The sequence below is a fragment of the Arthrobacter crystallopoietes genome, from assembly GCF_002849715.1.
GTDB classification, from domain to species: domain Bacteria; phylum Actinomycetota; class Actinomycetes; order Actinomycetales; family Micrococcaceae; genus Crystallibacter; species Crystallibacter crystallopoietes.
The window spans coordinates 914635-938035 of sequence record NZ_CP018863.1 but is presented as its reverse complement, the minus strand read 5'-3'; the positions used below and the strand labels follow the sequence as shown (position 1 = coordinate 938035).

The 23401-nt window shown below is 64.6% G+C and carries 22 protein-coding genes; 11 read left to right on the top strand and 11 right to left on the bottom strand.

What is annotated here, in order from left to right; translation table 11 throughout:
* Positions 1-30 precede the first annotated feature (30 nt).
* From AC20117_RS04505 to sigJ, 3 genes are all read right to left on the bottom strand, one after another.
* Positions 31-1050 (bottom strand): PHP domain-containing protein, encoded by a 1020-nt coding sequence (locus tag AC20117_RS04505; RefSeq protein WP_074700806.1) that lies wholly within the window; start codon positions 1048-1050, stop codon positions 31-33.
* Positions 1051-1128: 78 nt separating this feature from the next.
* Positions 1129-2133, bottom strand: coding sequence for an NAD(P)-dependent alcohol dehydrogenase (locus AC20117_RS04500; RefSeq protein WP_236777441.1), 1005 nt, complete (start codon positions 2131-2133; stop codon positions 1129-1131).
* A gap of 9 nt (positions 2134-2142) precedes the next feature.
* Entirely contained in the window at positions 2143-3018 is an 876-nt protein-coding gene (gene sigJ / locus AC20117_RS04495) for an RNA polymerase sigma factor SigJ (RefSeq protein WP_074700807.1), read from the bottom strand.
* A 77-nt stretch (positions 3019-3095) separates the two neighbouring features.
* On the opposite strand from sigJ, the gene AC20117_RS04490 reads away from it, so the two are divergent.
* The 4 genes from AC20117_RS04490 to AC20117_RS04475 all read left to right on the top strand — a co-directional run bounded on the left by AC20117_RS04490 (position 3096) and on the right by AC20117_RS04475 (position 8241).
* Complete coding sequence (locus tag AC20117_RS04490) at positions 3096-3929, top strand: SDR family oxidoreductase (protein ID WP_074700808.1); 834 nt, start codon at positions 3096-3098, stop codon at positions 3927-3929.
* Between the two features lie 182 nt (positions 3930-4111).
* Complete coding sequence (locus AC20117_RS04485; protein ID WP_236777440.1) at positions 4112-6178, top strand: transglycosylase domain-containing protein; 2067 nt, start codon at positions 4112-4114, stop codon at positions 6176-6178.
* Positions 6179-6306: 128 nt separating this feature from the next.
* Positions 6307-7806, top strand: coding sequence for an FAD-dependent monooxygenase (locus tag AC20117_RS04480; protein ID WP_074700809.1), 1500 nt, complete (start codon positions 6307-6309; stop codon positions 7804-7806).
* 48 nt (positions 7807-7854) lie between these two features.
* A complete protein-coding gene (locus tag AC20117_RS04475) occupies positions 7855-8241 on the top strand; it encodes a hypothetical protein (RefSeq protein ID WP_074700810.1) in 387 nt (128 codons plus the stop codon).
* Between the two features lie 233 nt (positions 8242-8474).
* On the opposite strand, the gene AC20117_RS04470 is transcribed toward AC20117_RS04475, so the two are convergent.
* From AC20117_RS04470 to AC20117_RS04455, 4 genes are read right to left on the bottom strand one after another with little or no spacing between them, the layout of a single operon-like run.
* Positions 8475-9416: a sugar kinase gene (locus tag AC20117_RS04470; RefSeq protein ID WP_074700811.1), complete on the bottom strand. Its 942-nt coding sequence runs from the start codon at positions 9414-9416 to the stop codon at positions 8475-8477.
* Entirely contained in the window at positions 9413-10042 is a 630-nt protein-coding gene (locus AC20117_RS04465; RefSeq protein ID WP_211482303.1) for a bifunctional 4-hydroxy-2-oxoglutarate aldolase/2-dehydro-3-deoxy-phosphogluconate aldolase, read from the bottom strand. Before AC20117_RS04465 ends, AC20117_RS04470 begins: the two co-directional genes overlap by 4 nt.
* Positions 10039-10794, bottom strand: coding sequence for an SDR family oxidoreductase (locus tag AC20117_RS04460; protein ID WP_083339728.1), 756 nt, complete (start codon positions 10792-10794; stop codon positions 10039-10041). Before AC20117_RS04460 ends, AC20117_RS04465 begins: the two co-directional genes overlap by 4 nt.
* The gene (locus AC20117_RS04455; RefSeq protein ID WP_101632535.1) at positions 10791-11819 is read right to left on the bottom strand and encodes a zinc-dependent alcohol dehydrogenase; all 1029 of its coding nucleotides are present in this window, start codon (positions 11817-11819) and stop codon (positions 10791-10793) included. Before AC20117_RS04455 ends, AC20117_RS04460 begins: the two co-directional genes overlap by 4 nt.
* A gap of 151 nt (positions 11820-11970) precedes the next feature.
* On the opposite strand from AC20117_RS04455, the gene AC20117_RS04450 reads away from it, so the two are divergent.
* The 5 genes from AC20117_RS04450 to AC20117_RS04430 are packed head-to-tail and all read left to right on the top strand — an operon-like array spanning position 11971 to position 16477.
* Entirely contained in the window at positions 11971-12978 is a 1008-nt protein-coding gene (locus tag AC20117_RS04450; protein ID WP_074700812.1) for a TRAP transporter substrate-binding protein, read from the top strand.
* Complete coding sequence (locus AC20117_RS04445) at positions 12978-13511, top strand: TRAP transporter small permease (RefSeq protein WP_074700813.1); 534 nt, start codon at positions 12978-12980, stop codon at positions 13509-13511. The genes AC20117_RS04450 and AC20117_RS04445 overlap by 1 nt, the downstream gene beginning before the upstream one ends.
* Positions 13508-14815: a TRAP transporter large permease gene (locus AC20117_RS04440; RefSeq protein WP_074700814.1), complete on the top strand. Its 1308-nt coding sequence runs from the start codon at positions 13508-13510 to the stop codon at positions 14813-14815. Before AC20117_RS04445 ends, AC20117_RS04440 begins: the two co-directional genes overlap by 4 nt.
* A gap of 22 nt (positions 14816-14837) precedes the next feature.
* Positions 14838-15671 carry a 5-dehydro-4-deoxy-D-glucuronate isomerase gene (kduI, locus tag AC20117_RS04435; protein ID WP_074700815.1) on the top strand — a complete coding sequence of 278 codons (834 nt, stop codon included), beginning with the start codon at positions 14838-14840 and terminating at the stop codon, positions 15669-15671.
* A gap of 8 nt (positions 15672-15679) precedes the next feature.
* The gene (locus AC20117_RS04430) at positions 15680-16477 is read left to right on the top strand and encodes an IclR family transcriptional regulator (RefSeq protein WP_158300430.1); all 798 of its coding nucleotides are present in this window, start codon (positions 15680-15682) and stop codon (positions 16475-16477) included.
* Positions 16478-16658: 181 nt separating this feature from the next.
* Here AC20117_RS04430 and AC20117_RS04425 read toward each other — a convergent pair whose 3' ends face one another.
* The 4 genes from AC20117_RS04425 to AC20117_RS24065 form a co-directional block, all read right to left on the bottom strand.
* A complete protein-coding gene (locus AC20117_RS04425) occupies positions 16659-17297 on the bottom strand; it encodes a dihydrofolate reductase family protein (RefSeq protein WP_074700816.1) in 639 nt (212 codons plus the stop codon).
* 157 nt (positions 17298-17454) lie between these two features.
* On the bottom strand, positions 17455-18831 hold the full coding sequence (locus AC20117_RS04420; protein ID WP_074700817.1) for an NAD-dependent succinate-semialdehyde dehydrogenase: 1377 nt from the start codon (positions 18829-18831) through the stop codon (positions 17455-17457).
* 125 nt (positions 18832-18956) lie between these two features.
* Positions 18957-19808 carry an amidohydrolase gene (locus AC20117_RS24070; protein WP_250645156.1) on the bottom strand — a complete coding sequence of 284 codons (852 nt, stop codon included), beginning with the start codon at positions 19806-19808 and terminating at the stop codon, positions 18957-18959.
* Positions 19792-20607 carry an amidohydrolase family protein gene (locus AC20117_RS24065; RefSeq protein ID WP_250645155.1) on the bottom strand — a complete coding sequence of 272 codons (816 nt, stop codon included), beginning with the start codon at positions 20605-20607 and terminating at the stop codon, positions 19792-19794. The genes AC20117_RS24070 and AC20117_RS24065 overlap by 17 nt, the downstream gene beginning before the upstream one ends.
* A gap of 258 nt (positions 20608-20865) precedes the next feature.
* Between AC20117_RS24065 and AC20117_RS04410 the strand changes: the two genes are divergently transcribed.
* A complete protein-coding gene (locus tag AC20117_RS04410; protein ID WP_074700818.1) occupies positions 20866-21882 on the top strand; it encodes a LacI family DNA-binding transcriptional regulator in 1017 nt (338 codons plus the stop codon).
* Positions 21879-23396 carry a sugar ABC transporter ATP-binding protein gene (locus AC20117_RS04405; protein WP_074700819.1) on the top strand — a complete coding sequence of 506 codons (1518 nt, stop codon included), beginning with the start codon at positions 21879-21881 and terminating at the stop codon, positions 23394-23396. Before AC20117_RS04410 ends, AC20117_RS04405 begins: the two co-directional genes overlap by 4 nt.
* Positions 23397-23401 lie beyond the last annotated feature (5 nt).

The window sequence follows — 23401 nt, the reverse complement described above, 5'->3', positions numbered from 1 at the left end:
TCCCGGTTCCCGCCCGCGGCCTTGGTCCGGTTATTTTCCGGCGCCCGTCCACTCCAGCAGCCGCTCCAAAGGCCACGTATTGATGATCCGTTCCGCCGGGACGCCGTTCCGAGCGGCGCGCTCGGACCCGTACTGCAGGAAGTCGAGCTGGCCGGGCGCGTGGGCGTCGCTGTCAATGCTGAACAGGCAGCCGGTGTCCAGGGCAAGCTGGATCAGGTTGTCCGGCGGGTCCTGCCGCTCGGGCCGCGAATTGATCTCGACGGCGACATCGTTCTCGGCGCAGGCGGCAAAAACCCGGTCGGCGTCGAACTCCGATTCCGGCCGGGTGCCCCTCGACCCTTTGACCAGTCGGCCCGTGCAGTGGCCCAGCACATTGGTGTGGGGATCCGTGATGCCGCCGAGCATTCTCTTGGTCATGGTGCGCTTATCGGCGCGGAGTTTTGAATGCACACTGGCCACCACAACGTCCAGCTGCTGCAGCATGGTGGGCGTCTGGTCCAGTGTGCCGTTTTCCAGGATGTCGACCTCGATCCCCGCCAGCAGGCGGAACCCGTCGGACCCCTGGTTGATCTCGGCGACGACGTCCAGCTGCTCGGTAAGCCGCTTGGCGCTCAGGCCATTGGCGATCGTCAGATTGGGGGAGTGGTCGGTCAGCGCCAGGTAGTCCCGTCCCAGCATCCGGGCTGTGTCAGCCATGGTTTCGATGGGGGACCCGCCGTCGGACCAGTTGCTGTGGCTGTGCAGATCACCGCGGAGGGCCGAGTTCAATTCCGCCCCGCCTTCGGCCAGCGGCTGGGCCGAACGTTCCCGCAGCTTCGCGAGGTAGTCGGGCACCCCGCCGTCGACCGCCTGGCTGATGACCTCGAACGTCCTGCTGCCGATCCCCTTCATGTTCTTGAGCCGGCCGTCCCTGGCGCGGGCAGCGAGCTCCTCAGGCTCCAGACTGCGAATGGCGGTGGCGGCCTTGCGGAAAGCCTGCACCTTGAAGCTGGGAGCAAGTTCACGTTCGAGCCAGAAGGCAATCTCATTGAGTGCGTCGACAGCATCCATGGCTCCATCTTCCACCACGCCGCATCGCTGTGCCGCTCCAACGCGAAATCTCCCGCCGGCACTTGGGGCGGTAGCCGATCAGATGATGATGGCAACCTTCCCGCAGACCTTGCCGGCCTCAAGGTAACGCAACGCGTCGGGGACCTCGGCCAGCGGAAAGGTCCTGTCAATCCTTGGCTTGACCTTCTTTGCCTCGATGAACCCGGTCAGCTCTTCGAGACCGGCGGAGCTTACCTTGCCGATAAACATGGTCAACCGCTGGCCGACGAAGGGCGACAGGAGAAGTGCCCCCAGTTGCCGGTTCATGCCGCCGGTCAGGTTTCCGCCTTCTTCCCCGCCGGTGATGACGGCGGTTCCGGCCGGGTTCAGCGCGCGGCGCAGCCGGGCGAGCGAGGGGTTCCCTGCAATGTCGAGGATCAGATCGTAGTGTCTGGTGCCGTCGGCAAAGTCTTCGCGGGTGTAATCGATGACGTCGTCGGCGCCAAGGGAACGAACGGCGTCGAGCTTTGCGGTACTGACGACGCCGGTGACGTGCGCACCCAAGGCCTTGGCCAGCTGAACCGCGAAGGAGCCGACCCCGCCGGACGCACCGATAACCAGCACTTTCTGCCCCGGCTCGATCCGGCCGGCGTCGCGCAGGCCCTGCAAAGCGGTGACCGCTGATACCGGAACGGCCGCGGCTTGCTCGAAAGTGAGGCTTGGCGGCTTAGTGGCCAGTTGATTCTCGCGTGCCACCGCATATTCGGCAAAGGAGCCGCGGCCGAATCCGAACACTTCGTCACCGACGGCGAACCTGGTCACTGCCGGGCCGGCTGCGACGACGATGCCCGCGAGGTCCATCCCGGGTACTGGGTTTTTCGGTTTGCGGAGCCCGAAGGCCAGCCGGGCCAAGTAGGGCCGTCCCCGTGTCAGGTGCGAGACGCCCCGGTCCAGCCCGGCCGCCCGCACCTGGACTAGCACTTCGTGCTCCGCGGGAACCGGGCGTGGAATCTGCGCAAGGTGCAGGACCTCCGCGGAGCCGTACACGTCCTGCACGATCGCCCGCATGGTGCTTTCCCGGTTGGCCTGAGGTGTCATGGTCATGTCCTTTGGTTAAAAAGCAAGCGGCAGTTGGTCGAGCCGCGTTGGATCGGCGAGTACGTCTATTGCCACGATCTTTCCGTTCCTGACGGTGAAAGCCATGACTGAAACCGCCTGCTTCCGCGGGACTATCACCGCTCCGGCGGTACCGTTGACCAGCGCCGGCCGCACGAACGGAGCGAGCTGCTGGTATGTGACCGCTTGCCCGGCCACCGTGGATGCGCCGCGCAGGACGGTGGTGGCAGCGGGACGCGCCGGTCCGCCGTCGGAACGAAGCACGACGTCGGGATCCAGCACCGCGACGAGCGCAGCGAAATCGCCGTGGCGGGAGGCTGCGAAAAACGCGTCCACCGCTTCGCGCTGGCGCACTGGATCGGCGTCGGGAATTTGGGAATCCTGCTCTACCAGGCGGCGGGCGCGGCTGGCGAGTTGCCGGGCCGCTGCCGGCGAGGTGTCGACAACCTCGGCAATCTCGTCGAACGGAACGCTGAACAAGTCATGCAGCACGAAAGCCAGCCGCTGGGCAGGAGTCAAGGTGTCCAGCACAATCAGCAGCGCGAGCCCGATGGAGTCGGCGAGCAAGCTCTCCTGCTCCGGATCACTTCCTTCGACACTGCTCACCAAGGGGTCCGGCATGTGCAGCCCGAACGGCTGTTCCTGGCGTGTGTTGCGGGAACGCAGCAGGTTCAGGCAGACCCGTCCGAGCACGGTTGTCAGCCACCCGCCAAGGTTTTCGACACTTTTTGCATCCGTGCCGCTGAGCCGCAGCCAGGTCTCCTGGACGGCGTCGTCGGTCTCGCTGAGCGAACCGAGCATCCGGTATGCCATGGCGCGGAGCCGGGCCCGGTGCGGCTCGAACTGCTCGGCCAGCTGTTCAAGATCGTCCATCTGTCACATTCTCCCGCCCGGAAGGGTCATAACAGTGAACCACGATAACGAGTAACAATCCTGATAGGGGAACAACAATGCAGTTGCACACTAATCAAGAACACAGCACGACGACGCCGGTGCTGGTAACCGGCGGAACCGGAACGCTGGGGCGGCATCTCGTTCCGCGTCTGCTGGAAGCCGGCTGCCGCGTCCGCGTGCTTAGCCGGGCCAGCCGCGAACCTGCGGAAGGCGTCGAGTTCGTAACCGGCGACTTGGCCACGGGCGAGGGCATCGAAGCGGCGGTGGCAGGAGTGGAAACCATTATTCACTGCGCCGGCAGCGGCAAAGGGGATGATGAAAAGGCGCGCAACCTAGTCCGGGCCGCGGCCGGGGCCAACATCCGGCATCTTGTTTACATCTCGGTGGTCGGCGCGGACCGCACGCCGGTCACCAGCGGCATCGACCGAGCCATGTTCGGCTACATCGGGGCCAAGCGGACAGCCGAGCTGATCATTGCCAATTCCGGCGTGCCCTACACGACCCTGCGGGCCACCCAGTTCCACGACTTGGTGCTGATGATGGCGCAGGGGATGGCCAAGCTGCCCGTGATACCGGTTCCCGCCGGGCTCAGCGTACAGCCGATCGATGCAGCGGAAGTGGCGGCACGGTTGGCCGAGTTGGCTCGCAGCGAACCGGCCGGCTTGGTCCCGGAGATGGGAGGGCCGCAGGTGCATTCCCTGGCGGATCTGATCAGCGGCTACCTGCGCGCCACCGGCCGCCGCCGCCTCATCGTGCCGGTCCGGATGCCGGGCGGCGCTGCACGCGCGTTCCGGAACGGCGCGAATCTGGCACCAGACCAGGCGGGAGGCCGCAGAACCTGGAACGACTTCCTGGCCGCCCGCTTGGGTCCTGTCCACAATTATGCCTGACGCCCTAGTCAACGCCGGGAGGAGGTTCTACTGTTTTCTTATCTGCTCCATCTTGGCAAAGGAGGGGTGTGGGAAAACCAGCGGCGCCCGAGGGGTGCCTTCCCAACAGCCCCTCGTAATGCGCGGCAGCGGCCGGTTACGCAACAGGTGTAACCGGCACCGGAATTCCCCCACGAAACATCATGCGGCTATGGGGACGCAACAAACCGGAACCGGTCAATCTCGACGAGCTGCTGGCGGAAGCCCGCCCCGGCCGAATCCCGAAGAGACGTGCCGGCCAGCGGCGCATCGATCTCTGGTTGGCCAGCGTCGCGGTCGCGGCCTTGGGTGCAGGCATGATCGTGGCACCCGCTGCGGTGGGCTTGTCTGTCGCCGGCAATTCCGTGCTGGACATGTGGGAGGAGCTGCCGACTGACCTGCCGGTGGACCGCCCGCTGCCGCAGCATACGGTGTTGCTGGACAAGGACGGCAAGGAATTTGCCCGCATCTACAGTGAAAACCGGACAGATGTGAAGCTGGACCAGGTGTCCGAGGCGTTCAAGGAAACACTGATCGCAACCGAGGACGCGCGGTTCTACGAGCATCGGGGCGTGGACCCCCTCGGTGTCACCCGCGCGCTGATCAACAATGTGACCAGCGAGAATGTCCAGGGCGCGTCCACCATCACCCAGCAGTTGGTCCAGAACATGCTGGTTAACCATGCGCGGGACGAAGTCGAGGAGCAGGTGGCAGTCGGCGTCACCTACAATGCCAAGATCCGCGAGGCCAAATACGCGCTTGCGCTGGAGAAGCAGCTGTCCAAGGACGAGATCCTCACCCAGTACATGAACGCCGTCTACTTCGGCAATGGCGCCTACGGGGTGCAGGCGGCCGCCCGTATCTACTTCAGCACGACGGCGTCGAAACTGAACCATATCCAGTCGGCACTGCTGGTCGGCATGCTCAAGGCACCCGTTGATCTCGACCCCTTTACCAACCCCGAAGGTGCCACGGAACGGCGCAACACCGTGTTGACGGTGCTCGAGCAACGAGGTGTCCTGACTGCCGAAGAGACTCAGGCGGCATTGGACTCGGACCTGGCCGTGAAGCGCGGAGCGGCCCCGTCCAGCTGCGGGGAATCCAAGTACCCCTTCTACTGCGAGGTTGTCCGGGAGGAAATCCTGACGAACAAGGCGTTCGGGAAGACGCCTGAGGTCCGTCAGGAGCGCTTCCACCTGGGCGGTTTAACGCTAACGACGACGTTGGACCGGAAAGCGGCAGACGCTGCACAGGCTGCGGTCGAGAAAGCACTGGGCAACACCAACCGTGCGGCCCTCGGTACCGCGATCATCGTGCCGGGCAAGGGCCATATCGCGGCCATCGCCCAGAACCGGGACTGGGGCGAGGGCAAGGGCAAGACGGAAGTGATCTACGCCAGAAACGCCTTCCAGGTCGGGTCTGCCATGAAACCCATCATTCTGGCCGAGGCGCTGGACCAAGGCATTCCTACCTCCACCCGGCTACGCGCTGACGGACCCTACCGATCGTCGAAACTCGATAACCCGCGCGGCGGCTATGTCAACTACGGCAACCGCGACTACGGGGTCATCAACGCCTACGAGGCCATCCGCAGCTCGGTGAATGTGTACTTCGTCCGCCTTATTGAACGCGTCGGCGTTATCAACGCGGCCAAGATGGCCGAAACACTGGGCATCACGTCCATCCCGACCGATCAGCTGGTTGGGCGGGAAGCCTCGCTGGCCCTGGGTGCCTACGAAGTGAGCCCGCTGGAGATGGCCAATGCCTACTCCGCCTTCATGGGCGGGGGAGTGCTTTGCCAACCGGTGACGGTCATCAAGGCAGTGCGCACCGGCACCAAGGAAGAGCTGCCGGTCCCGGACGCTGACTGCCATCAGGCGATTGATGAGGACATAGCCGATACTGTGGCCGATGTGCTCAAGGAACCGTTCAAGCGAACCGGCACTCTTGGCCCGCGGCTCCGCCCCGAAGGCCGGGAAGCGGGAGCCAAGACGGGCACCACCAACGATTTCGCCGCCAACTGGATTGTGGGCGGCACGCCTCAACTGGTGGCAGCCGTGTGGCTGGGCGACCCGAGGGGTGGCGCACAGTATCCGCTGACCCGGGTGGAGGCCTACGGCAACACCTATCGGGACCTGACCGGTTCGGAAGTGGCTGGCCCGGTCTGGCAAGACACCATGGAGGGCGCACTCAAGGGCGAGAGGAAAGTCCGGCTACCTGACGGACCCTGACCGAGTCCAAGTAACCCGTTCCTTCCTATTTCCAATCTATATCCCGGCCGGGGGCTTGCGGCAAGCCCCCGGCCCGGCCGGATAATCGGCAAACGCGGGAACTCAGGGAATGGGGTAGCAGGGTGTCGATGACCGAGCATGCGGTGGTGATCGCCGGAGGAGGTCCCACGGGGCTGATGCTGGCGAGTGAGTTGGCGTTGGCAGCGGTTGATGTGGCCATCGTCGAGCGGCGTCCCAGCCAAGACCTTGACGGCGCCCGCGCAGGTGGCTTGCACTCGCGCACTATCGAGGTCTTGGACCAGCGTGGGATAGCCGATCGGTTCCTGTCGGAGGGGCAGGTGGCGCAGGTCGCCGGGTTTGGCGGCACCCATTTGGATATCAGCGACTTCCCCACCCGGCACAACTATGGGCTCGGGCTGTGGCAGATCCACATCGAGCGCATCCTGGCCGGCTGGGTCAACGAACTGGACGTGCCAATCTATCGCGGGCGCGAGGTGACCGGTTTCGCTCAGGGCGGCACCGGCGTCGACATCAAGTTGGCCAACGGCGGGCAGCTGCGGGCGGAGTACCTTGTCGGCTGCGACGGCGGGCGAAGCCTGGTTCGTAAGGCGGCCGGCATCGAGTTCCCCGGCAGTGATCCGACCGTCAGCAACCTGATCGCCGAGGTCGAGATGGCCGAGGAGCCGGAGCTAGGCATTCGCCGCGATGCACTCGGCCTCCATGCCCTCGGCAAGTTGAAGTACGAAATTCGCGACGGCGCGGTGGTCTTCCTGGATGGCGGGCCTATGCAGGTCATGGTGACTGAGGCAAACGTGGGAAACACGGCAGAACCCACGTTGCGTGATCTCAGCGAGGCGCTCATCGCCGTTTACGGGACGGACTACGGGGTCCACAATCCCACGTGGATCTCCAGGTTCACCGACATGGCACGGCAGGCCGCAGCCTACCGGGACAGGCGGGTCCTGCTGGCCGGCGACGCCGCGCACGTGCACGCCCCGGACGGCGGACAAGGCCTCAACACGGGCATGCAGGATGCGGTGAATCTGGGCTGGAAGCTGGCTCAGGTCGTCAACGGAACATCACCAGAGAGCCTGCTTGATACCTACCACGCTGAGCGGCATCCGGTTGCTGCCCGCGTGCTGCGGAACTCCATGGCGCAAGTCGCGCTCCGCCGTCCCGACGAGCGCACTGCTGCCTTGCGCGACACAGTCTCCGAGCTGCTGAGCATGGACGAGCCGCGGAAGCGGTTCGGGGCCATGATGTCAGGCCTGGACGTCCACTATGACCTCGGCGAGGGGCATCCCCTGCTCGGGCGCCGCATGCCCGATCTTGACCTGGCCACCACCGACGGTCCGCTCCGCTTGTTCACCCTGCTGCACCGGGCGAAGCCCGTGCTCCTCAACCTCGGCGAGCCCGGCCGCTTCGACATCACGTTATGGGCAGACCGGGTCCAGCTGGTCGACGCGGAATATGCCGGTGGCTGGGAGCTTCCCGCAATCGGGGCGGTTCCTGCACCCACCGCGGTGTTGATTCGGCCCGATGGGCACGTCGCCTGGGTGGGAGAGCCGACTGACCCGGGGCTCCCCGACGCTCTCACCACCTGGTTCGGTGCGCCTATCGTGGCATAGGCACCGAGAAGGGTAGACGAATACGAGTGCAGAAAGCAGGATGGAGCCATGAGTTCCCACAACGCACTTCTTAAGCACGTATCCATCGCAGCCAAGGAATCCACGTTGGTAGCGAAATTCGATATAGACGGCAACATCCCCGGGTCGGGGCCCTATGTGGTCGGCCTCGTGGCTGCCACCCCGGACCATTCCCACCAACGCAGAATGGGAATCGAGTTCATCAACGGCGAAGCCGTCTCGTTCTACTGCTTCAGCCACGACGGCACCGAGGAGAACTTTGACCTCAGCGGTGTTGAGCATTCAGGGAATACTATTACCGGCCACTTCCCCTTAAGCACGGTACTGGGACTGGAAAAAGGGCACCTAATGACAGCGTTTAGCGAGGCCGAGGGGCGAGAGTATCAGGCCAATGTGCCAGTGGACGAAGCGCTCTAGAGGTGGGCCATCCGGAGACTTTAGGACGTAGTAGCCGTCCGAGCCGTTCCAAGACTGAGACCAGACCACAGAGGGGCCGGATGCAGTGTGCTCCGCCCCTCTGTGCTTAGGCCCGAAGGCTCCTTCAGTTATCCTTCCGGCCTGGACTGCCCGCGTGGCTGGCACCCTGGTTCATCCGGATCGGTTCATCATCTTCGGTCTGGGGCCGTAGCGCCGCCCCTGGCATCCGGGCGTCAGCGTTGCACGGGGTCGCCGGCTCCGAGCAGGCGCTCGATCGCGGCACGGTCAGCGGCCGCTTCCCAGTCGCCAGGCGCCGTGCAGGCGATCGCGCCGCAGGCAGCGGCCGTGCGCAGACGCTCAGTTAGCGAGGCGCCCGCGAGGAGCTCAGCCAGGTAGCCAGCGACGAACGCGTCCCCGGCGCCGACTGTGTCGACAGCGTGCACGGGAAATGCCAACTGTTCCACGGCCTGGCCATCGGCAAGCGCATATGCGCCCTCAGCTCCGAGCTTCACGATCGCCTGCGTTGGGCCCAGTTCGATAATCGCCGCCGCCTGCGCGGCCGGCTCGCGCTCGCCGGTGAGCAGTTCTGCCTCATCATCGCCGGCGAAGACGACATCGGCGCGGGCCGCGATCTCGCGGTATGCGAAGGCTGCCGTTGCATGGCTCCACAACCGCGAGCGGTGGTTCACATCGAATGAGACGATAGTGCCGCTATCCTTGGCTGCGTCGATCGCGGCGTCCAACGCGGCGCGCGGCCCAGCACCAAGCGCGGCCGTGATGCCGGTGATGTGCAGGATACGGGCCTCCCGAATGCGGGCGACGTCGAGGTGCTCCGGCGCGAGACGAGAGCCTGCGCTGCCTGCACGATAGTACGAGACGGCGCTGGAGCCCGCCGCCGGACGCTCCTTCAGCATGAGGGCGGTAGGCGCCGTCGGATCGAGGGTCGTCGCGGCGCTGACACCCTCGGCCCGAAGCTGGCGCTCGATGAGGCGACCGAGCGCGTCGTCACCGAGGCGACTCATCCAGGTCACGGGCACGCCTAGGCGTGCCAAGCCAATCGCGACGTTACTCTCGGCACCGCCGAAGCCCAGATCCATCGTAGGCACGAGCTCAAGCCTGCCGATGCGGCCGGCGACAAGCAGCCCCAGCGACTCACCGAGCGCGACGACGCTCATCGCCCTGCCCCCTGGCCTGCCTCGGCTCGAACCGCGACCGCCTCCCGCGCTGCTTCAGCGACTGCTTCGGCGCCTGCCGCGATACGCGCGGGCGCAGCGATCCACGAGCCACTCGCCGCGAAGACGGCCGGATGCGCCAGGTACTCGCCGAGATTCGCGGTGCTCACTCCGCCGCTGGGCATAAAGCGCACGCCTGGAAAGACCGGGGCCAGCGCGTTGATGAGGGTGAGCCCGCCAGCGGCGCCGGCGGGGAAGAGCTTGAGCCGTTCAAGTCCGAGGCGGATGCCGCGTTGTATGTCACTTGGTGTCATTACCCCGGGCAGCACCGGCACACCCGCGGTGAGCGCGGCTTCCACGATCTCCTCGTCAAGACCCGGAGCGACGACAAATGCTGCGCCGACGTCGAGTGCACGGCGCAATTGCTCGCGATCGAGGACGGTGCCGGCGCCGACAAGAACGTCACCTCGCGCGGCAATGCGCTCGATCGCCGCCATGCCGTAAGGGTTGCGCAGCGCGACCTCAAGCACCGGCAGCCCGCCGGCGACGAGGCCGTCGGCGATCACATCGGCGGCCGCGTCGTCGTCGACGGTTGCAAGCGGGACAACGCCGCTTAGCTCGCGCATCATCGTGCCATCCATCCGCCGTCGACCGGCAGCGTGACGCCGGTGACGTAGGCGGCCGATGGGCTGGCGAGGAAGACCGTCGCACCCTGCAGATCCTCGGCACTGCCCCAGCGTCCGGCTGGGATGCGATCGAGGATGGCTTGCGAGCGGTCCTCATCGGCGCGCAGGGCAGCGGTGTTGTCGGTGGCAATGTAGCCCGGTGCGATCGCATTCACCGTGACGCCCCGCGCGGACCATTCATTGCTGAGCGCCTTCACAAGACCGGCAATGCCCGACTTCGCCGCGGTGTACCCCGGCACGGTGATGCCGCCCTGAAAACTTAACAGGCTCGCTGTGAAGACAATGCGACCGTAGCCGCGCTCAAGCATCCCGGCCGCAACGGCCTGCGTGAGGACGAACTGGTTGCGCAGGTTCACATCGAGCACCTCGTCCCACCATTCGAGCGGATGCTCGGCCGCGGGCGATCGGCGGATGGTGCCGGCGTTGTTCACCAGGATGTCAGCACGATCCTGAACAGCCGACCCGAAGGCGGCGACGGCATCGCGGTCGCGGAAATCGACGGCATATCCCTCAAAAGTGCGTCCGAGTTCGCGTACTCGCGCACCGATCGCACCCCCGTCGGCCTCCTGGCTGGCGGATGCCGCAATGATGTCGGCGCCGGCCATTGCGAGCCCCTCAGCCATGGCGAAGCCGATGCCTCTGCGGGCGCCGGTGACCACGGCCGTCGTACCGGTCAGGTCAAATGAGATACTCACGCGCGCACCCCCTGCACGTCGACAAGAATCTTCATAGCGGACGCTGCGAGCAGTGCCTCGAACGCTTCCGAGGTGTCGTCAAGCGGGACGATGCGCGTGATGAGCGCGTCTGCCGGTACCACGCCGGAGGCGAGCAGTTCGATGGCGCGCACGAAGTCCTCGCGCTCGTAAACACGGGCGCCAAGCACCTCGAGTTCGCGCCAGAAGATGCGATGGAGATCGACGGGCACCGGTTCGGGGTGGATCGCGACGAATACCACGCGCCCGCGGGTGCGAGCGTGCCGAGTGGCGTCAAGCGCGGTGCCGCGGGTGCCTGCGACCTCGAACACGACATCGGCCCCGGCGCCGCCGGTGTGTTCATCGACGACGGCGGCGAGGTCGCCTTCGATGGGATCGACGACGATTGCGCACTGCGCGGCGAACGCGCGACGGTCGGCGTCGGGCTCCGCCAGGATTACCTCTGCGCCTGCGGCACGGGCCACGATGGCGATGAGCTGGCCGATGGGCCCGCCACCGATTACGACGACGGTCTCGCCCGCCGCGAGCCGCGAGCGCCGCACGTCGTGCACCGCTACTGCGAGCGGCTCGACGAGCGCCGCATGCTCAAGGGAGACGCCCTCGGGCAATGGAACCACGAGGGAGGCAGGCACCGTCCACTGCTCCTGCAGTGCGCCGGGCGAGTCGATACCGACGAAGTCAAGATGCTGGCAGATGTGCTGGTGGCCGGCGCGGCAGGAGGCGCACTCCCCGCACCAACGCAGGGGCATCACAGTGACTGGCTGGCCCGGTGCCAGCGATTCCACTTTTGGGCCGATCGCACTGATGATGCCGCTCATCTCGTGGCCGATCACTGCCGGTAGGGCAACGCGTGTATCCATGTGGCCCTGCACGATGTGCAGGTCGGTGCCGCAGATTCCGTTGTAAGCCACTCGGATGGTGACCTCCCCGGCTGCAGGCGGTTTGGCTTCAACGTTGCCCACCTCGATCCTCTGATCGCCGATGTATCTAGCTGCTCGCAATGCCATCTCTCCTTCTTCGGGTCGGTGTAGTGATGATGGAACCATGTTCCGTCATAAGTTCCGTCTGGCGCAACTGTGTTCTATCTGGTTATAGTAGTCTTCGATCGCGCCGGTGGTGCAAATCACATCGATCAAATGACTCGACGAGGAGAAATTCATGCAGGGAAAAAGGATTCTGGGCGTACTGAGCGCAGCCGCAATCACTACGATGGCACTTGCCTCGTGCTCCGCCTCCGCGGAAGACGGCGGCGGTGAGACCGTCCTCCGCGTTGCATTCAACCAGGACATCAACCACCCGCAGGCTCAGGCGCTGTTGCAGCTCTCGGATGAGCTCAAGACCCAGACCGACGGGCGGTATGCGCTTGAGCTCTATGCCGATGAGACGCTCGGTGACCAAGCGGCCACCATAGAGCAGGTGCAGTCGGGCACCATCGACTTTGCCGTCGTGGCCGGCAGTTTGCTGGAGAACTTCGAATCGGATTTCTCGGTCGTGAACCTGCCCTACCTTTACGAGTCGCCCGAGCACCAGATGAGCGTGCTCAACGACCCAGAGGTCGTAGGCGGCCTGTACGACACGCTGGTGGACGACAATATCCACGTGCTCTCCGCGTATCACGGTGGTGTCCGCAACGTGTACTCAAGCGTTGGCCCGGTTGAGACGCCTGCCGACCTCTCGGGTCAGAAGATCCGAGTTATCGGTTCGGATACGAACGTACGCATGATGGGACTTATGGGTGGCGTCGGTTCCCCAATGGCACAGGGTGAGGTCTACACCGCAATCCAGTCAGGCGTGCTTGACGGCGCAGAGAACAACGAGCTTATCTACTCCACGCTGTCGCACGACGAGATTGCGCCCTACTACTCGCGCACTGAGCATCTGATGATGCCCGACTACCTGGTCACGAGCCCGACCGTCTGGGACGGCATCTCCGAGGAGGACCGCGCCATCTTCGAGGAGCTGCTGACGGCGTCGGTCGACACCGAACTCGAGCTGTTCGGTGCCGCTGTCGAGGAGGCAGCCGCCGCAGCCGAGGAAGCTGGTGCGAAGTTCAGCGAGGTCGACACCGAGGTGTTCCGTGAGGCGACACGCCCGCTGCATGAAGAGCTCGTCACGTCCGAGGTCGCACAGACGGTTTACGACGCCATCGAGGCGGCGCGCAGCTAATGGCAACAGCGAAGCTCATGAAGACTGCACGGGCATGGCTCGATGGCACGCTCCGAGCAACCTGTGTCACCCTCTTCGCGCTGCTGGTGCTGCTCGTGGCCTGGCAGGTCTTCACCCGCCTGGTGCTCGGACAGCCAAGCGCGTGGTCCGAGGAAGCAGCGCGACACACATTCGTGTGGGTCAGCCTGATCGGAATCGCCATCGCGGTCGGTGAGAAGGCTGACGTCATCATGGACTTCCTGGTGGCACGACTGCCCGTATCGCTCCAACGAGTCGCAGACATCATCGCCTACCTCACAACGCTCGCGTTCGTGCTGTACGTGATGGTATTTGGTGGCTTCCAGCAGTCCGCCCTCGCGTGGGGGCAGCAGAATCCGCTGCTGCCCCTCACACAGGGCCAGCTCTACCTGGCTTTGCCGATCTCCGGCGTGCTGTTGACCATTTACCTGACCATCCATATCGTTGGGACCTTCTCTGGCCGTTATGCCGGCCATGTGGATCACGACGAGGACCTCGAGGCGGCATCGCTGTGATTGAGCCCAGTACCATCAGCGTCATCCTTATCGGCGGCCTAGCTTTGCTGCTCGCGATTGGCGCCCCTGTCTCAATAGCGATCGCCCTGCCGTCGGCCCTGTGTATGCTGCTGATCGTAGATTTTGAGCGAGGCGCCATCACTTCCGCGCAACAGATGATCGGCGGTGCTGACTCGTTCGCGTTGCTCGCCATCCCGTTCTTCATTCTGGCTGGCGTGATAATGAATAACGGCGGTATTGCAGAGCGGCTCATCAATCTCGCACGAGTGCTCGTAGGCCGTACGCCCGCGCCACTCGTGCAGACGAACGTCATCGCAAACGCAATCTTCGGCTCCGTTTCTGGTTCCGCCGTCGCCAGCGCCGCCGCCATCGGCTCTACGATGTCTCCGATGCAGCGGAAGGCGGGCTATGACCGCGCCTTCAGTGCGGCGGCGAATATCGCTTCGGCACCGGCCGGAATGCTGATCCCGCCGAGCAACACGCTTATCGTCTACTCTCTCGCTGCTGGCGGCACGTCACTTGGCGCGCTGTTTGTCGCGGGTTACATTCCCGGGATCCTCTGGGCTCTCGTATGCGCGGTTGTCGGGTTGGTCTACGCTCGCCGGCACCCCGAGCTGCGGGGCGAGCCATGGCCCAAGTTCCCGGTCTTCCTGGCTACGTTCGCGCGCGCTGTTCCGTCGCTCGGCTTGATCGTGGTAGCGATCGGGGGCATTGTCGCTGGCTTCTTCACCCCGACGGAGGGCTCGGCCGTGGCCGTGATCTACTCGCTGCTGCTCTCGTTTTTCTACCGCACCATCTCGGTCAAGGACCTGCCGCGAGTCCTGTTCGACGCCTGCCGTACCAGCGCGATCGTTATCTTCCTGATCGCGGTGTCGACGATCATGTCCTATGTGATGACCTACGCCCGGCTGCCGCAGTTGATCGCCGAGTCGCTGTTCGGGTGGACTGACTCGAAGATCGTCGTGCTGCTGATCATGATGCTTGTTCTGCTGTTGATCGGTATCCCGCTTGACCCGACGCCGGCGATCCTGATTTTCACTCCGATCTTCCTGCCGATCGCGGTCTCTTACGGGATCGACCCGGTGCACTTCGGAATCGTGATGGTCTTCAATCTCTCGATCGCAGTGATCTCGCCGCCGTCGGCGCCCGTGCTATTCGTCGGAACCCAGGTGGCGAAGGTCAAGCTTGAGCCGGTTATCGCCAAATTGATGCCGTTCCTTGTCGTGCTCATCGCGCTGCTGTTCGTCATCGTCTTCGTCCCACAGCTTTCCCTGTGGCTCCCTGGCCTCATGGGCCTGCTCTGACTCCCCAATGGAAGGAAAAACCATGACCGCCGTTTACGGCCCCACTTCGCCCGAGCAAATTCCCGGGGTCACGCAGCAGCAGTTGCGCGACCGCTATCTCGTCGAGGATCTCTTTATTCCTGGCGCTGTGCGCACCATCGTCACCCACTACGATCGCGTGGTCGCCGTCGGCGCTATGCCGACTGACGCGCCGCTCGCACTCGAGGCAGTGCCGGAGATCCGTAGTGAGCAGTTCCTCGATCACCGCGAGATCGGCATCGTCAATATTGGAGGGGCGGGTGCCGTCCGTGCCGATGGTGAGCGCCATGTGATGGCCAATGGCGCGTGCCTGTACTTGGGCCGCGGCGTGAAGGACGTTTCCTTCGAGTCCGACGATGCCGCGACGCCTGCTCGTTTCTACGGCTTCTCGGCGCCCGCGCATGCCACCTGCCCGACGGCGCTCGTCGAACCCGGCCAGGGCACGGTCCGAGAGCTCGGCGATCCGCTGACCTCGAATCGCCGGACGATCAACCAGTACATTCACGAAGACGGCGTGCGCAGCTGCCAAGTGGTCATGGGCGTCACGCAACTGCACGCCGGCAGCATGTGGAATACGATGCCCGCGCATACTCACGACCGCCGCACCGAGTTTTACGTCTACTTCGATGTACCCGAGGAGGCCCGCGTCGTTCACCTCATGGGCGAACCGTCCGAGACCCGTCACATGCTTGTCGGTGATGGGGGACTGGTGCTTTCGCCGTCGTGGTCAATCCACTCGGGTGTCGGAACGTCGAATTACTCGTTCGTGTGGGCGATGGCCGGCGAGAACCAGGCCTTCGATGACATGGATGGCGTCGCGATTGCCGACATGAGATGATGCGGATCATGACCGGGGAACCCAAGGAGCTTGACACGAGCCCGGCGCCATCTATGGGCGCGAGTGAGAAAACGTTGCGGGTGCTCGAGGCCGCGATTCTCTACGACCGTTTCACTGACATCGTCGAAGAGACCGGGCTGCCCAAGGCGACTGTGCACCGTATTCTCGCGACGTTGGCGGAGTTGAAGTTCATCACCGGCGATAGCGATCGCGGTTATCACCCCGGCTCCCGTCTCCTCGGCATTGCTGGCCGGGCCATCTCCCGGCTCGATATCTCCTTCATCGCGGAGCCGATCGTCGAGAAGCTCGTACGCGAAGTCGACTGCACGGTTCACGTCGGCGTCGTGAACGGTTTCGAGATGGTGTACGTCATCCGCAAGGACTCTTCGAAGCCCTATCGGATGGCTTCGCGCGTGGGGTTACCGATGCCGATGCACTGCTCCGGCATGGGAAAGGTTGTGCTCGCGAGCTGGACGTCTGAGCAGGTGGCCCAGTTGGTAGCCGAGGTAGGCCTGCCGCCCCGCACCGACAAGACCATCACCGATCCCGAACAGTTGCGCACAGAGCTCGCTAACGTGCGTCAACGCGGTTACGCGCTGGATCTCGGTGAGAATGAGCGCGGCACGGTGTGCGTCTCAGCTCCGATCCGGGATCACCTCGGACGAGTGATGTATGGCCTGTCGATCTCATCGCTTGAGCTTGAGTACCCCGGCTCCACAATCGAGCAGTTTGCGCCGCAGGCAGTGGCCGCCGCGGACGCGATCTCCCGGGCGCTTGGCTCCTCGATCGACCGCGCGAGCGCCTAGTGCCTAGGCTCTCTGCACAGGGGTAGTCCGCGCGCAGTTTCGGATGCTGAAGCTAGGATCAAAGGCCTACGCGAAATGGCAGGGGCCGGTCACCGGCTAAGTGATGCCCGTTGACCGGCCCAGTTTGCGCTCGCGTTACCTCATCAGAGCGCTCCGCTTGCAACAGGAACAGCTCACATCTTCACCAGACGAGCCGATACCGCAGTTGAACAATATCGTCGCCGATCGCCCGCGCCTCAAGGTCGGTTAATTGGAACGTAGGCACTGCATGCCCTCCACCCCACCAAGGACGACGATGGCTATCAGCGACGAGGGCGGGATGCACGAGCAAACTGGTTTCGTCGACGAGGCCTCCGGCCATCAGGGCACCAACTAAGTTGCCGCCGCTATCTACGCGGAGCCTCTGCACAGCGTGCTGGCTCCGCAGCTCAGCCAATGCGGCTGCAAGATCGACTTGTTGGCCGCCGGTGACGATTTCTTCCACTCCGTGTGTCGGACTGGGGACATTGCCCCTCAAAGCAATCACGCGCGACCAATGGCCAACGTCGCGGAGTGCATTCCAGGCGCTTACCCGACACCCGCTATCCACAACGGCAAGTACAGGACCGCCCTCTTTCGGGCCCGGCAGGTCGGCACCCGCCAACTCGTTCTCCTGAGCCAATATCGTGTCGGCTCCCACGAGCGTGGCATCCTCTTGCCACTCGGCCGCCAATGAATAGAACTGAGAGACGTCCGGTTGGAACCCGGAAAAAGAGCCATCGAGCGAAACGGCCATATGTACGAGTACGTACGGACGATGATTACCGGTCGGCGTAGCCATGCACTAAGGGAATCACATGTACGGAACCGTCAAACCTTGACAGTTCAACTTCACCTAGGCATACCGGCCGCAGCCCTCGGGTATGCAGTGAAGTGGCGGGAAGCCGCAATGGTTCCCGCCACTTCGCCGTTGTGCAGCCTGAGCCGCAGGACGCGTTCTACCGGCCCGAGGTACGGACCAGCTTCTTGTTGATGAACTCGTCCATGCCGTACTTGCCCAGTTCACGGCCGACGCCGGAGCGCTTGACACCACCGAACGGCAGTTCCGCCGCGGTGCCGCCCGGTTCGTTGATGTAGACCATTCCGGCCTCGATCTGCTCGGCGATGCGTTGGGCCTTTTCGGCGTCGTTCGTATGGATCGAGGCGCCGAGGCCGAAGGGCGTATCGTTGGCCAGCCGGATGGCTTCGTCCTCGGAGGACGCCTTGAAGACCATGGCGACCGGCCCGAAGAGTTCCTCGCGGAAGGCTGCCATGTCGGGGGTGACATCGGTCAGCACAGTCGGCTGGAAGAAGGCCGAATCGTCGCTGACCTTCCCGCCGCCGGTGCGAACCACGGCACCTTCGGCGACCGCGGAGTCCACCTGCTTGGCGAGGTTGTCGGCCGCGGCCTGTGAGGACAGCGGGCCTAGGTAGGTCTTGGGATTGGTCGGATCACCGGGGGTGATGGCAGCGAGGGCGCTGCTGAACTTCTCCACGAACTCGTCGTAGATGTCCTCCAGCACGACGAAGCGCTTTGACGCGTTGCAGGCCTGGCCGCCGTTCGTCATGCGGCCGAAGACAGCGGTCTTGACGGACTTGTCCAGATCCTTGGTATCCAGTAGCAGGAACGGATCGGAACCGCCGAGCTCCAGCACGACCTTCTTCAGGTTGCGGCCGGCGATTTCGGCCACGGCAGCGCCGGCGCGTTCGGAACCGGTGAGCGAGACACCCTGGACGCGTGGGTCGGCGATGATGTTGCCGACCTGCTCGTTGGTGGCGAAGATGTTGACGTAGGAACCCTCGGGTGCGCCGGCGTCCTTGAAGATCTGCTCCATGGCCAGGGCGGATTCCGGGCACTGGGGTGCGTGCTTGAGCAGGATGGTGTTGCCGTTCATCAGGTTCGGCGCGGCGAAGCGGGCCACCTGGTAGTACGGGTAGTTCCAGGGCATGATCCCCAGCAGTACGCCGAGGCCTTCCCTGCGGACCACAGCCTTGCCGCCCGCAACGACGTCGAGCTCTTCGTCCGCCAGGAACTTGGGTCCGTTCTCGGCGTAGTAGCGGTAGATCGATGCGACGATGTCGACCTCGAAGCCGGCCTGGCGGATGGGCTTGCCCATTTCGCGGGTGATGATGGCGGCGAGCTCGTCGCGGCGCTCCTCATAGAGCTCGGCAACGCGGTTGAGCAGCTTTACGCGCTCCTCCAGCGGGCTCCGGGTCCACCGCCGGAAGGCGTTGTCCGTGCGCTCCAAGGCTGTCTGGATTTCGACGTCGGTAGCCGTGGGGTACTCCTTGACGGTTTCACCGGTGGCCGGGTTGGTGACGGCATAAAGAGTCATGTGTTCTCCTGCTGGTTGGTGATGACGTGGAAGAGGGCGGGACGGCATCAGCCGCCTGAACGTCCGAGTTTACGGATTTAGCGTGGGCATCGGAAGCCGGGTCGTGGCGGGTGACACACAGATTCTCACAGTTCACCATGGACCACTGCGCCGCCGACCACAGTGGCGGTGACGGCGACGTCCTTGATGTTTTCCGGGGCGACCTCGTACAGGTCTTCGGAGAGGGCGACGAAATCGGCGAGCTTGCCGTGTGCCAGAGTGCCCTTGTACTGGTCTTCGTGGACGGCATAGGCGCTGCCCACGGTGTAGGCATGGACCGCCTGTGCCACTGTGATCCGCTCGGTGGGGACGAAGTCTGCGCCGGAAGCCGTCTTGCGGTTGACCATGTCGTGGATGTTCAGGATCGGGTTCACTTCTACGACAGGGGCGTCCGTGCTCGCCGGAATCTCCAGCCCGGCATCAAGCAGGCCCTTGACCCGGTAGGTGAGCTTGACCCGCTCCGGTCCCATCGCCTGGGCCGCGCCGTCGCCCAGTTCGAAGACGAACCGGCCCTGCGGCACCGGGATCAGGCCCAGGTCCTTGATCCGGCGGATCTGCGCGTCGCTGGCAACCGACACGTGCTCGATGCGGTGCCTGGCGTCCTGGCGGGGAAAGAGCTGCTGGGCTTCCGCGAAGATGTCCATCACCACGTCCAGGGCGGCGTCGCCGATGGCATGGGTGGCCACTTGCCAGCCCGCGCAGTGGGCACCGATAATGCGTTGCCGCAGCATCTCCTGCGGGAACTGCAGCAGCCCTCGGTTGCCGTTTTCGTCGGGGGAGTCGAGGGCGTAGTCGCGGCTCATGAAGGCGCTGCGGCCGATCAGCGAGCCGTCGGAGAGGATCTTGGTGGGCCCGATCCGCAGCCATTCGTCGCCCAGACCGCTGCGGATGCCCAGATCGAGACCCCACGGAGCGCCTGTTTCATCTGAATCGTCCAAGGGGTGCAGCGTGGTCAGGTAGGGCATCACGGTGGCGCACGCCCAGCTTTCCGGCGTCGCGCGCGGTTTGGTAACCGGCGATGTCGGTGGGGCTATGGCCGATGTGTGCGGGAGCGCCGAGGCCCGGCTCGGTGATGCTGGTGACGCCGAGCGGCAGCACCTTGCGGCTGCCGGCGTCGACCATCGCGGCGACGTCGTCGACGCTCGGGATGGGGATGTGGTCCGTGACCAGTGCCCGCGCGGTTTCCTGCAGCAGCCCGACGGCACGGCCGTCAGCATCGACCGGTACGGCACCGCCGTCGGGTGCTTGTGCTCCCCGGCGTCCGCTGAAGCCGGCGGCTTCGAAAGCGGCCGTGTTGGCCACGCCCATATGGCGGGAGTTGTGGATCAGCCAGACCGGGTGGCCGTTGCTGACGGCGTCAAGCTGCTCCGCAGTGGGGTGCTGGCCGTCCAGATAATTCTGGTTGTAGCCGGCACCCTGGATCCAGGCGCCCTCGGGAGCATCGGCGCAGGCAGTACCAACGGCGGCGAGCAGGTCCTCCATCGTCGGGCAAACGGACGGACGCAGGTCCACCTGCAATTCGGCCAGCCCCACCATGGACAGGTGGCAATGGGCATCATTGAAACCGGGAACGACGGCGGCACCGCCGAGGTCGTAAACCTTGCGGAAGTGCGTGGCCGGCAGCTCGTCGTCGAGGCTGATAATCCGGCCGGCATTGACGCCAATGGCATTGGCGCGGGGGCGGGACGGATCATGGGTGTAGATGACCCCGTTGATGAAGAGCGTGTCGAACAGCATGGCGCCTCCGTTAGCTGAAAATGCTTCCTCGCCTGACTCCCGCTACCAGTGTTCCACGCCTTTCTCCGGCCGAGGAGGCTCCGGCGCCTGACGGTCGTCGCAAACGTGAAGAGGCCGACCCCGCAAGTGACGGGGTTGACACCGGATGGTGACCTGTTTCATACTCGTGGAAACGATTTCATGGAATCGATTCCACGAGCAGGTGGGTGGGGCAAGTGGTAGCCGAATTTCCGTGGACAGGCAAGTAAAGGAGCTGGTGTGCGGGGTGTAACGATCCGCGATGTCGCGGCCCGTGCGGGGGTTTCCCCCGCCACGGCTTCCCGCGTTCTGTCCGGCCATCCGGCAACTTCCGTACTGTCACGCGAACGCGTGGAGCAGGCTGTCGCCGAACTCGGCTTCCGCCCGAACGCACAGGCACGCTCGCTGCGCTCCACCCGCACCAGCACCATCGGCCTGCTGATCTCCGACGTCCGGAACCCCTTCTTCGCCGACCTCGCCCATGCCGCGGAGCAGCAGGCGCTTGAACTTGGCCTGATCACCCTGCTGGCCAACGCCAATGAGAGCGTCGAACAGCAGAACCGCTACCTGGACGTGCTGCTGGCGCAGCGCGTGGACGGGCTGATCCTAGTGCCGCAGGGCGGAGACAACGCCAATGTGGAAATGCTGGCGTCGAGCGGTCTGCCGGCGGTGTTCGTGGACCGGGTGATCGACGATATCGATCTGCCCAGCGTGACTGCAGATAATTCCAGCGGCATGGGCGAGGCCGTACAGCACTTGGCGACGCTGGGGCATCGCAGGATCGGTTATATTTCCGGGCCGCGGTCCGCCTCCACCGGCAGGGAACGCTTCGCCGCATTCCAGGCTGCGACCTTGGACTGCGGACTGGAGCGGGATCCGGAACTGGTGGTGTTCGGCGACTTCCAGGCGGGCAGCGGTGCCGCGGGTGCCCGGCAGCTCCTCGAACTCACCAACGCGCCCACCGCCTTGATCGCCGCGGACGGTCTGATGACCATGGGGGCCGTCAGGGTCTGCCAGGAACTGGGCATTCGCATCGGCGAGGACCTGTCCCTGGTTGGCTACGACGACATTGACGCCTTCGCCATCATGCGTCCGGCACTGACCCTGATCGCGCAGGATGCCGACGAGATGGGCCGCACGGCCGTCCGGTTGCTGCACGAAGTTATCGCCGGACAAAGGCCGGAGCCGGTGGTCTTGCCGACCCGCCTGATGGTGCGCAAATCAACCGGACCTGCAAAGACTGGAGTCAACCGATGAACGGACAGCCGATTCTGACGCTGGAAAAAATCAGCAAATCCTTCGGGCCTGTGCAGGTCATCGACGAGGTGACCGTCAGTGTCCACCCGGGCAAGGTCCAGGTGCTGCTCGGCGAAAACGGTGCCGGCAAATCCACGCTGATCAAAATGATGGCCGGTGTTTACCAGCCCGACGGCGGACGGATCCTGCTCGACGGCGAGCCGGTCAGGTTCCGCGACACCAATGCATCGGAAGCGGCCGGCATCGCCACCATCCACCAGGAACTGAACCTCGTGCCCAGCATGTCCGTGGCAGAGAACATCATGATGGGCCGGTTCCCGAAGAGATTCGGCATGGTGGACCGCTCTGCGCTGCGCAAGCAGGCGCGCGCGGCCCTGGACCTGATCGGCCTGGACATCGATCTCGACCACCCGGTGGGGGAGCTGGGCATCGCCCGGCAGCAATTGGTGGAGATCGCCAAAGCCCTCAGCCTCGATGCCCGCATGCTGATTCTGGACGAACCGACGGCGGCCCTCACCCGCCGCGAGATCGCCGCGCTGTTCAGCGTGGTGCACGATCTGCGCGAGCGCGGCGTGGGCATGGTGTTCATCAGCCACCATCTCGACGAGATCGCCGAAGTGGGCGATTCCGTCTCCGTGCTGCGCGACGGCAAGTTCGTGGCCGAAGTACCTGCGGACACCCCCGAGCCGGAACTCGTCCGCCTTATGGTGGGCCGCGACATCAGCCAGCAGTTTCCACGCCGCCGCGAGTACACCGGACCGTCCGAGCCGTTGCTGGAGGTGGAGGGGCTGTCCATCAAGGGCCTGGTCAACAACATGAGCTTCACCGTGCACGCCGGCGAGGTGGTGGGCCTTGCCGGACTGGTGGGCGCCGGCCGCACGGAAGTAGTCCGCGCCGTCGCGGGGGTGGACCCCTATGACTCGGGCACCGTCACCATCAGGGGCCGGAAAATCCCGCGGCATAACATCGGCGCCGGGATCAAGGCGGGACTGGGGCATGTGCCCGAAGACCGCAAAGTCCAGGGTCTGGTGCTGGATGCCTCCGTCAACGAGAACATCGGCTATGCCACGCTGGCCAGCACAGCCAGGGCCGGCCTGGTGGACTTCAAGGGCCAGCGGGACAAGGCGCAGGACGTGGCTGGAAAACTGCGCATCCGGATGAGCGGGCTGGACCAGACGGTGCGTTCGCTCTCCGGCGGCAACCAGCAAAAGGCGGTGTTCGGCCGCTGGATCGCGGCCGGCGCCAGAGTGCTCCTGCTCGACGAACCAACCCGGGGCGTCGATGTCGGCGCCAAGGTGGAAATCTACGAACTGATCAACTCGGTGACCGCTGCCGGCGGCGCCGTGCTGATGGTCTCCAGCGAACTGCCGGAAGTGCTCGGGATGAGCGACAGGATCCTGGTGATGAGCGGAGGGCATCTCTCCGGCGAACTGGCAGCAGAAGACGCCACGCAGGACAAGGTCATGACGCTGGCCGTCCGTGACGTGGTGCGGGACTTGGAAGACAAGAGTTAAGGGAC

Excerpts from the sequence above, each read along its gene's own strand:
- AC20117_RS04505 (WP_074700806.1), bottom strand. The coding sequence starts at position 1,050 with ATGGATGCTGTCGACGCACTCAATGAGATTGCCTTCTGGCTCGAACGT.
- AC20117_RS04500 (WP_236777441.1), bottom strand. The coding sequence starts at position 2,133 with ATGACCATGACACCTCAGGCCAACCGGGAAAGCACCATGCGGGCGATC.
- sigJ (WP_074700807.1), bottom strand. The coding sequence starts at position 3,018 with ATGGACGATCTTGAACAGCTGGCCGAGCAGTTCGAGCCGCACCGGGCC.
- AC20117_RS04490 (WP_074700808.1), top strand. The coding sequence starts at position 3,096 with ATGCAGTTGCACACTAATCAAGAACACAGCACGACGACGCCGGTGCTG.
- AC20117_RS04485 (WP_236777440.1), top strand. The coding sequence starts at position 4,112 with ATGCGGCTATGGGGACGCAACAAACCGGAACCGGTCAATCTCGACGAG.
- AC20117_RS04480 (WP_074700809.1), top strand. The coding sequence starts at position 6,307 with ATGACCGAGCATGCGGTGGTGATCGCCGGAGGAGGTCCCACGGGGCTG.
- AC20117_RS04475 (WP_074700810.1), top strand. The coding sequence starts at position 7,855 with ATGAGTTCCCACAACGCACTTCTTAAGCACGTATCCATCGCAGCCAAG.
- AC20117_RS04470 (WP_074700811.1), bottom strand. The coding sequence starts at position 9,416 with ATGAGCGTCGTCGCGCTCGGTGAGTCGCTGGGGCTGCTTGTCGCCGGC.
- AC20117_RS04465 (WP_211482303.1), bottom strand. The coding sequence starts at position 10,042 with ATGATGCGCGAGCTAAGCGGCGTTGTCCCGCTTGCAACCGTCGACGAC.
- AC20117_RS04455 (WP_101632535.1), bottom strand. The coding sequence starts at position 11,819 with ATGGCATTGCGAGCAGCTAGATACATCGGCGATCAGAGGATCGAGGTG.
- AC20117_RS04450 (WP_074700812.1), top strand. The coding sequence starts at position 11,971 with ATGCAGGGAAAAAGGATTCTGGGCGTACTGAGCGCAGCCGCAATCACT.
- AC20117_RS04445 (WP_074700813.1), top strand. The coding sequence starts at position 12,978 with ATGGCAACAGCGAAGCTCATGAAGACTGCACGGGCATGGCTCGATGGC.
- kduI (WP_074700815.1), top strand. The coding sequence starts at position 14,838 with ATGACCGCCGTTTACGGCCCCACTTCGCCCGAGCAAATTCCCGGGGTC.
- AC20117_RS04430 (WP_158300430.1), top strand. The coding sequence starts at position 15,680 with ATGACCGGGGAACCCAAGGAGCTTGACACGAGCCCGGCGCCATCTATG.
- AC20117_RS04425 (WP_074700816.1), bottom strand. The coding sequence starts at position 17,297 with ATGGCTACGCCGACCGGTAATCATCGTCCGTACGTACTCGTACATATG.
- AC20117_RS04420 (WP_074700817.1), bottom strand. The coding sequence starts at position 18,831 with ATGACTCTTTATGCCGTCACCAACCCGGCCACCGGTGAAACCGTCAAG.
- AC20117_RS24065 (WP_250645155.1), bottom strand. The coding sequence starts at position 20,607 with ATGCTGTTCGACACGCTCTTCATCAACGGGGTCATCTACACCCATGAT.
- AC20117_RS04405 (WP_074700819.1), top strand. The coding sequence starts at position 21,879 with ATGAACGGACAGCCGATTCTGACGCTGGAAAAAATCAGCAAATCCTTC.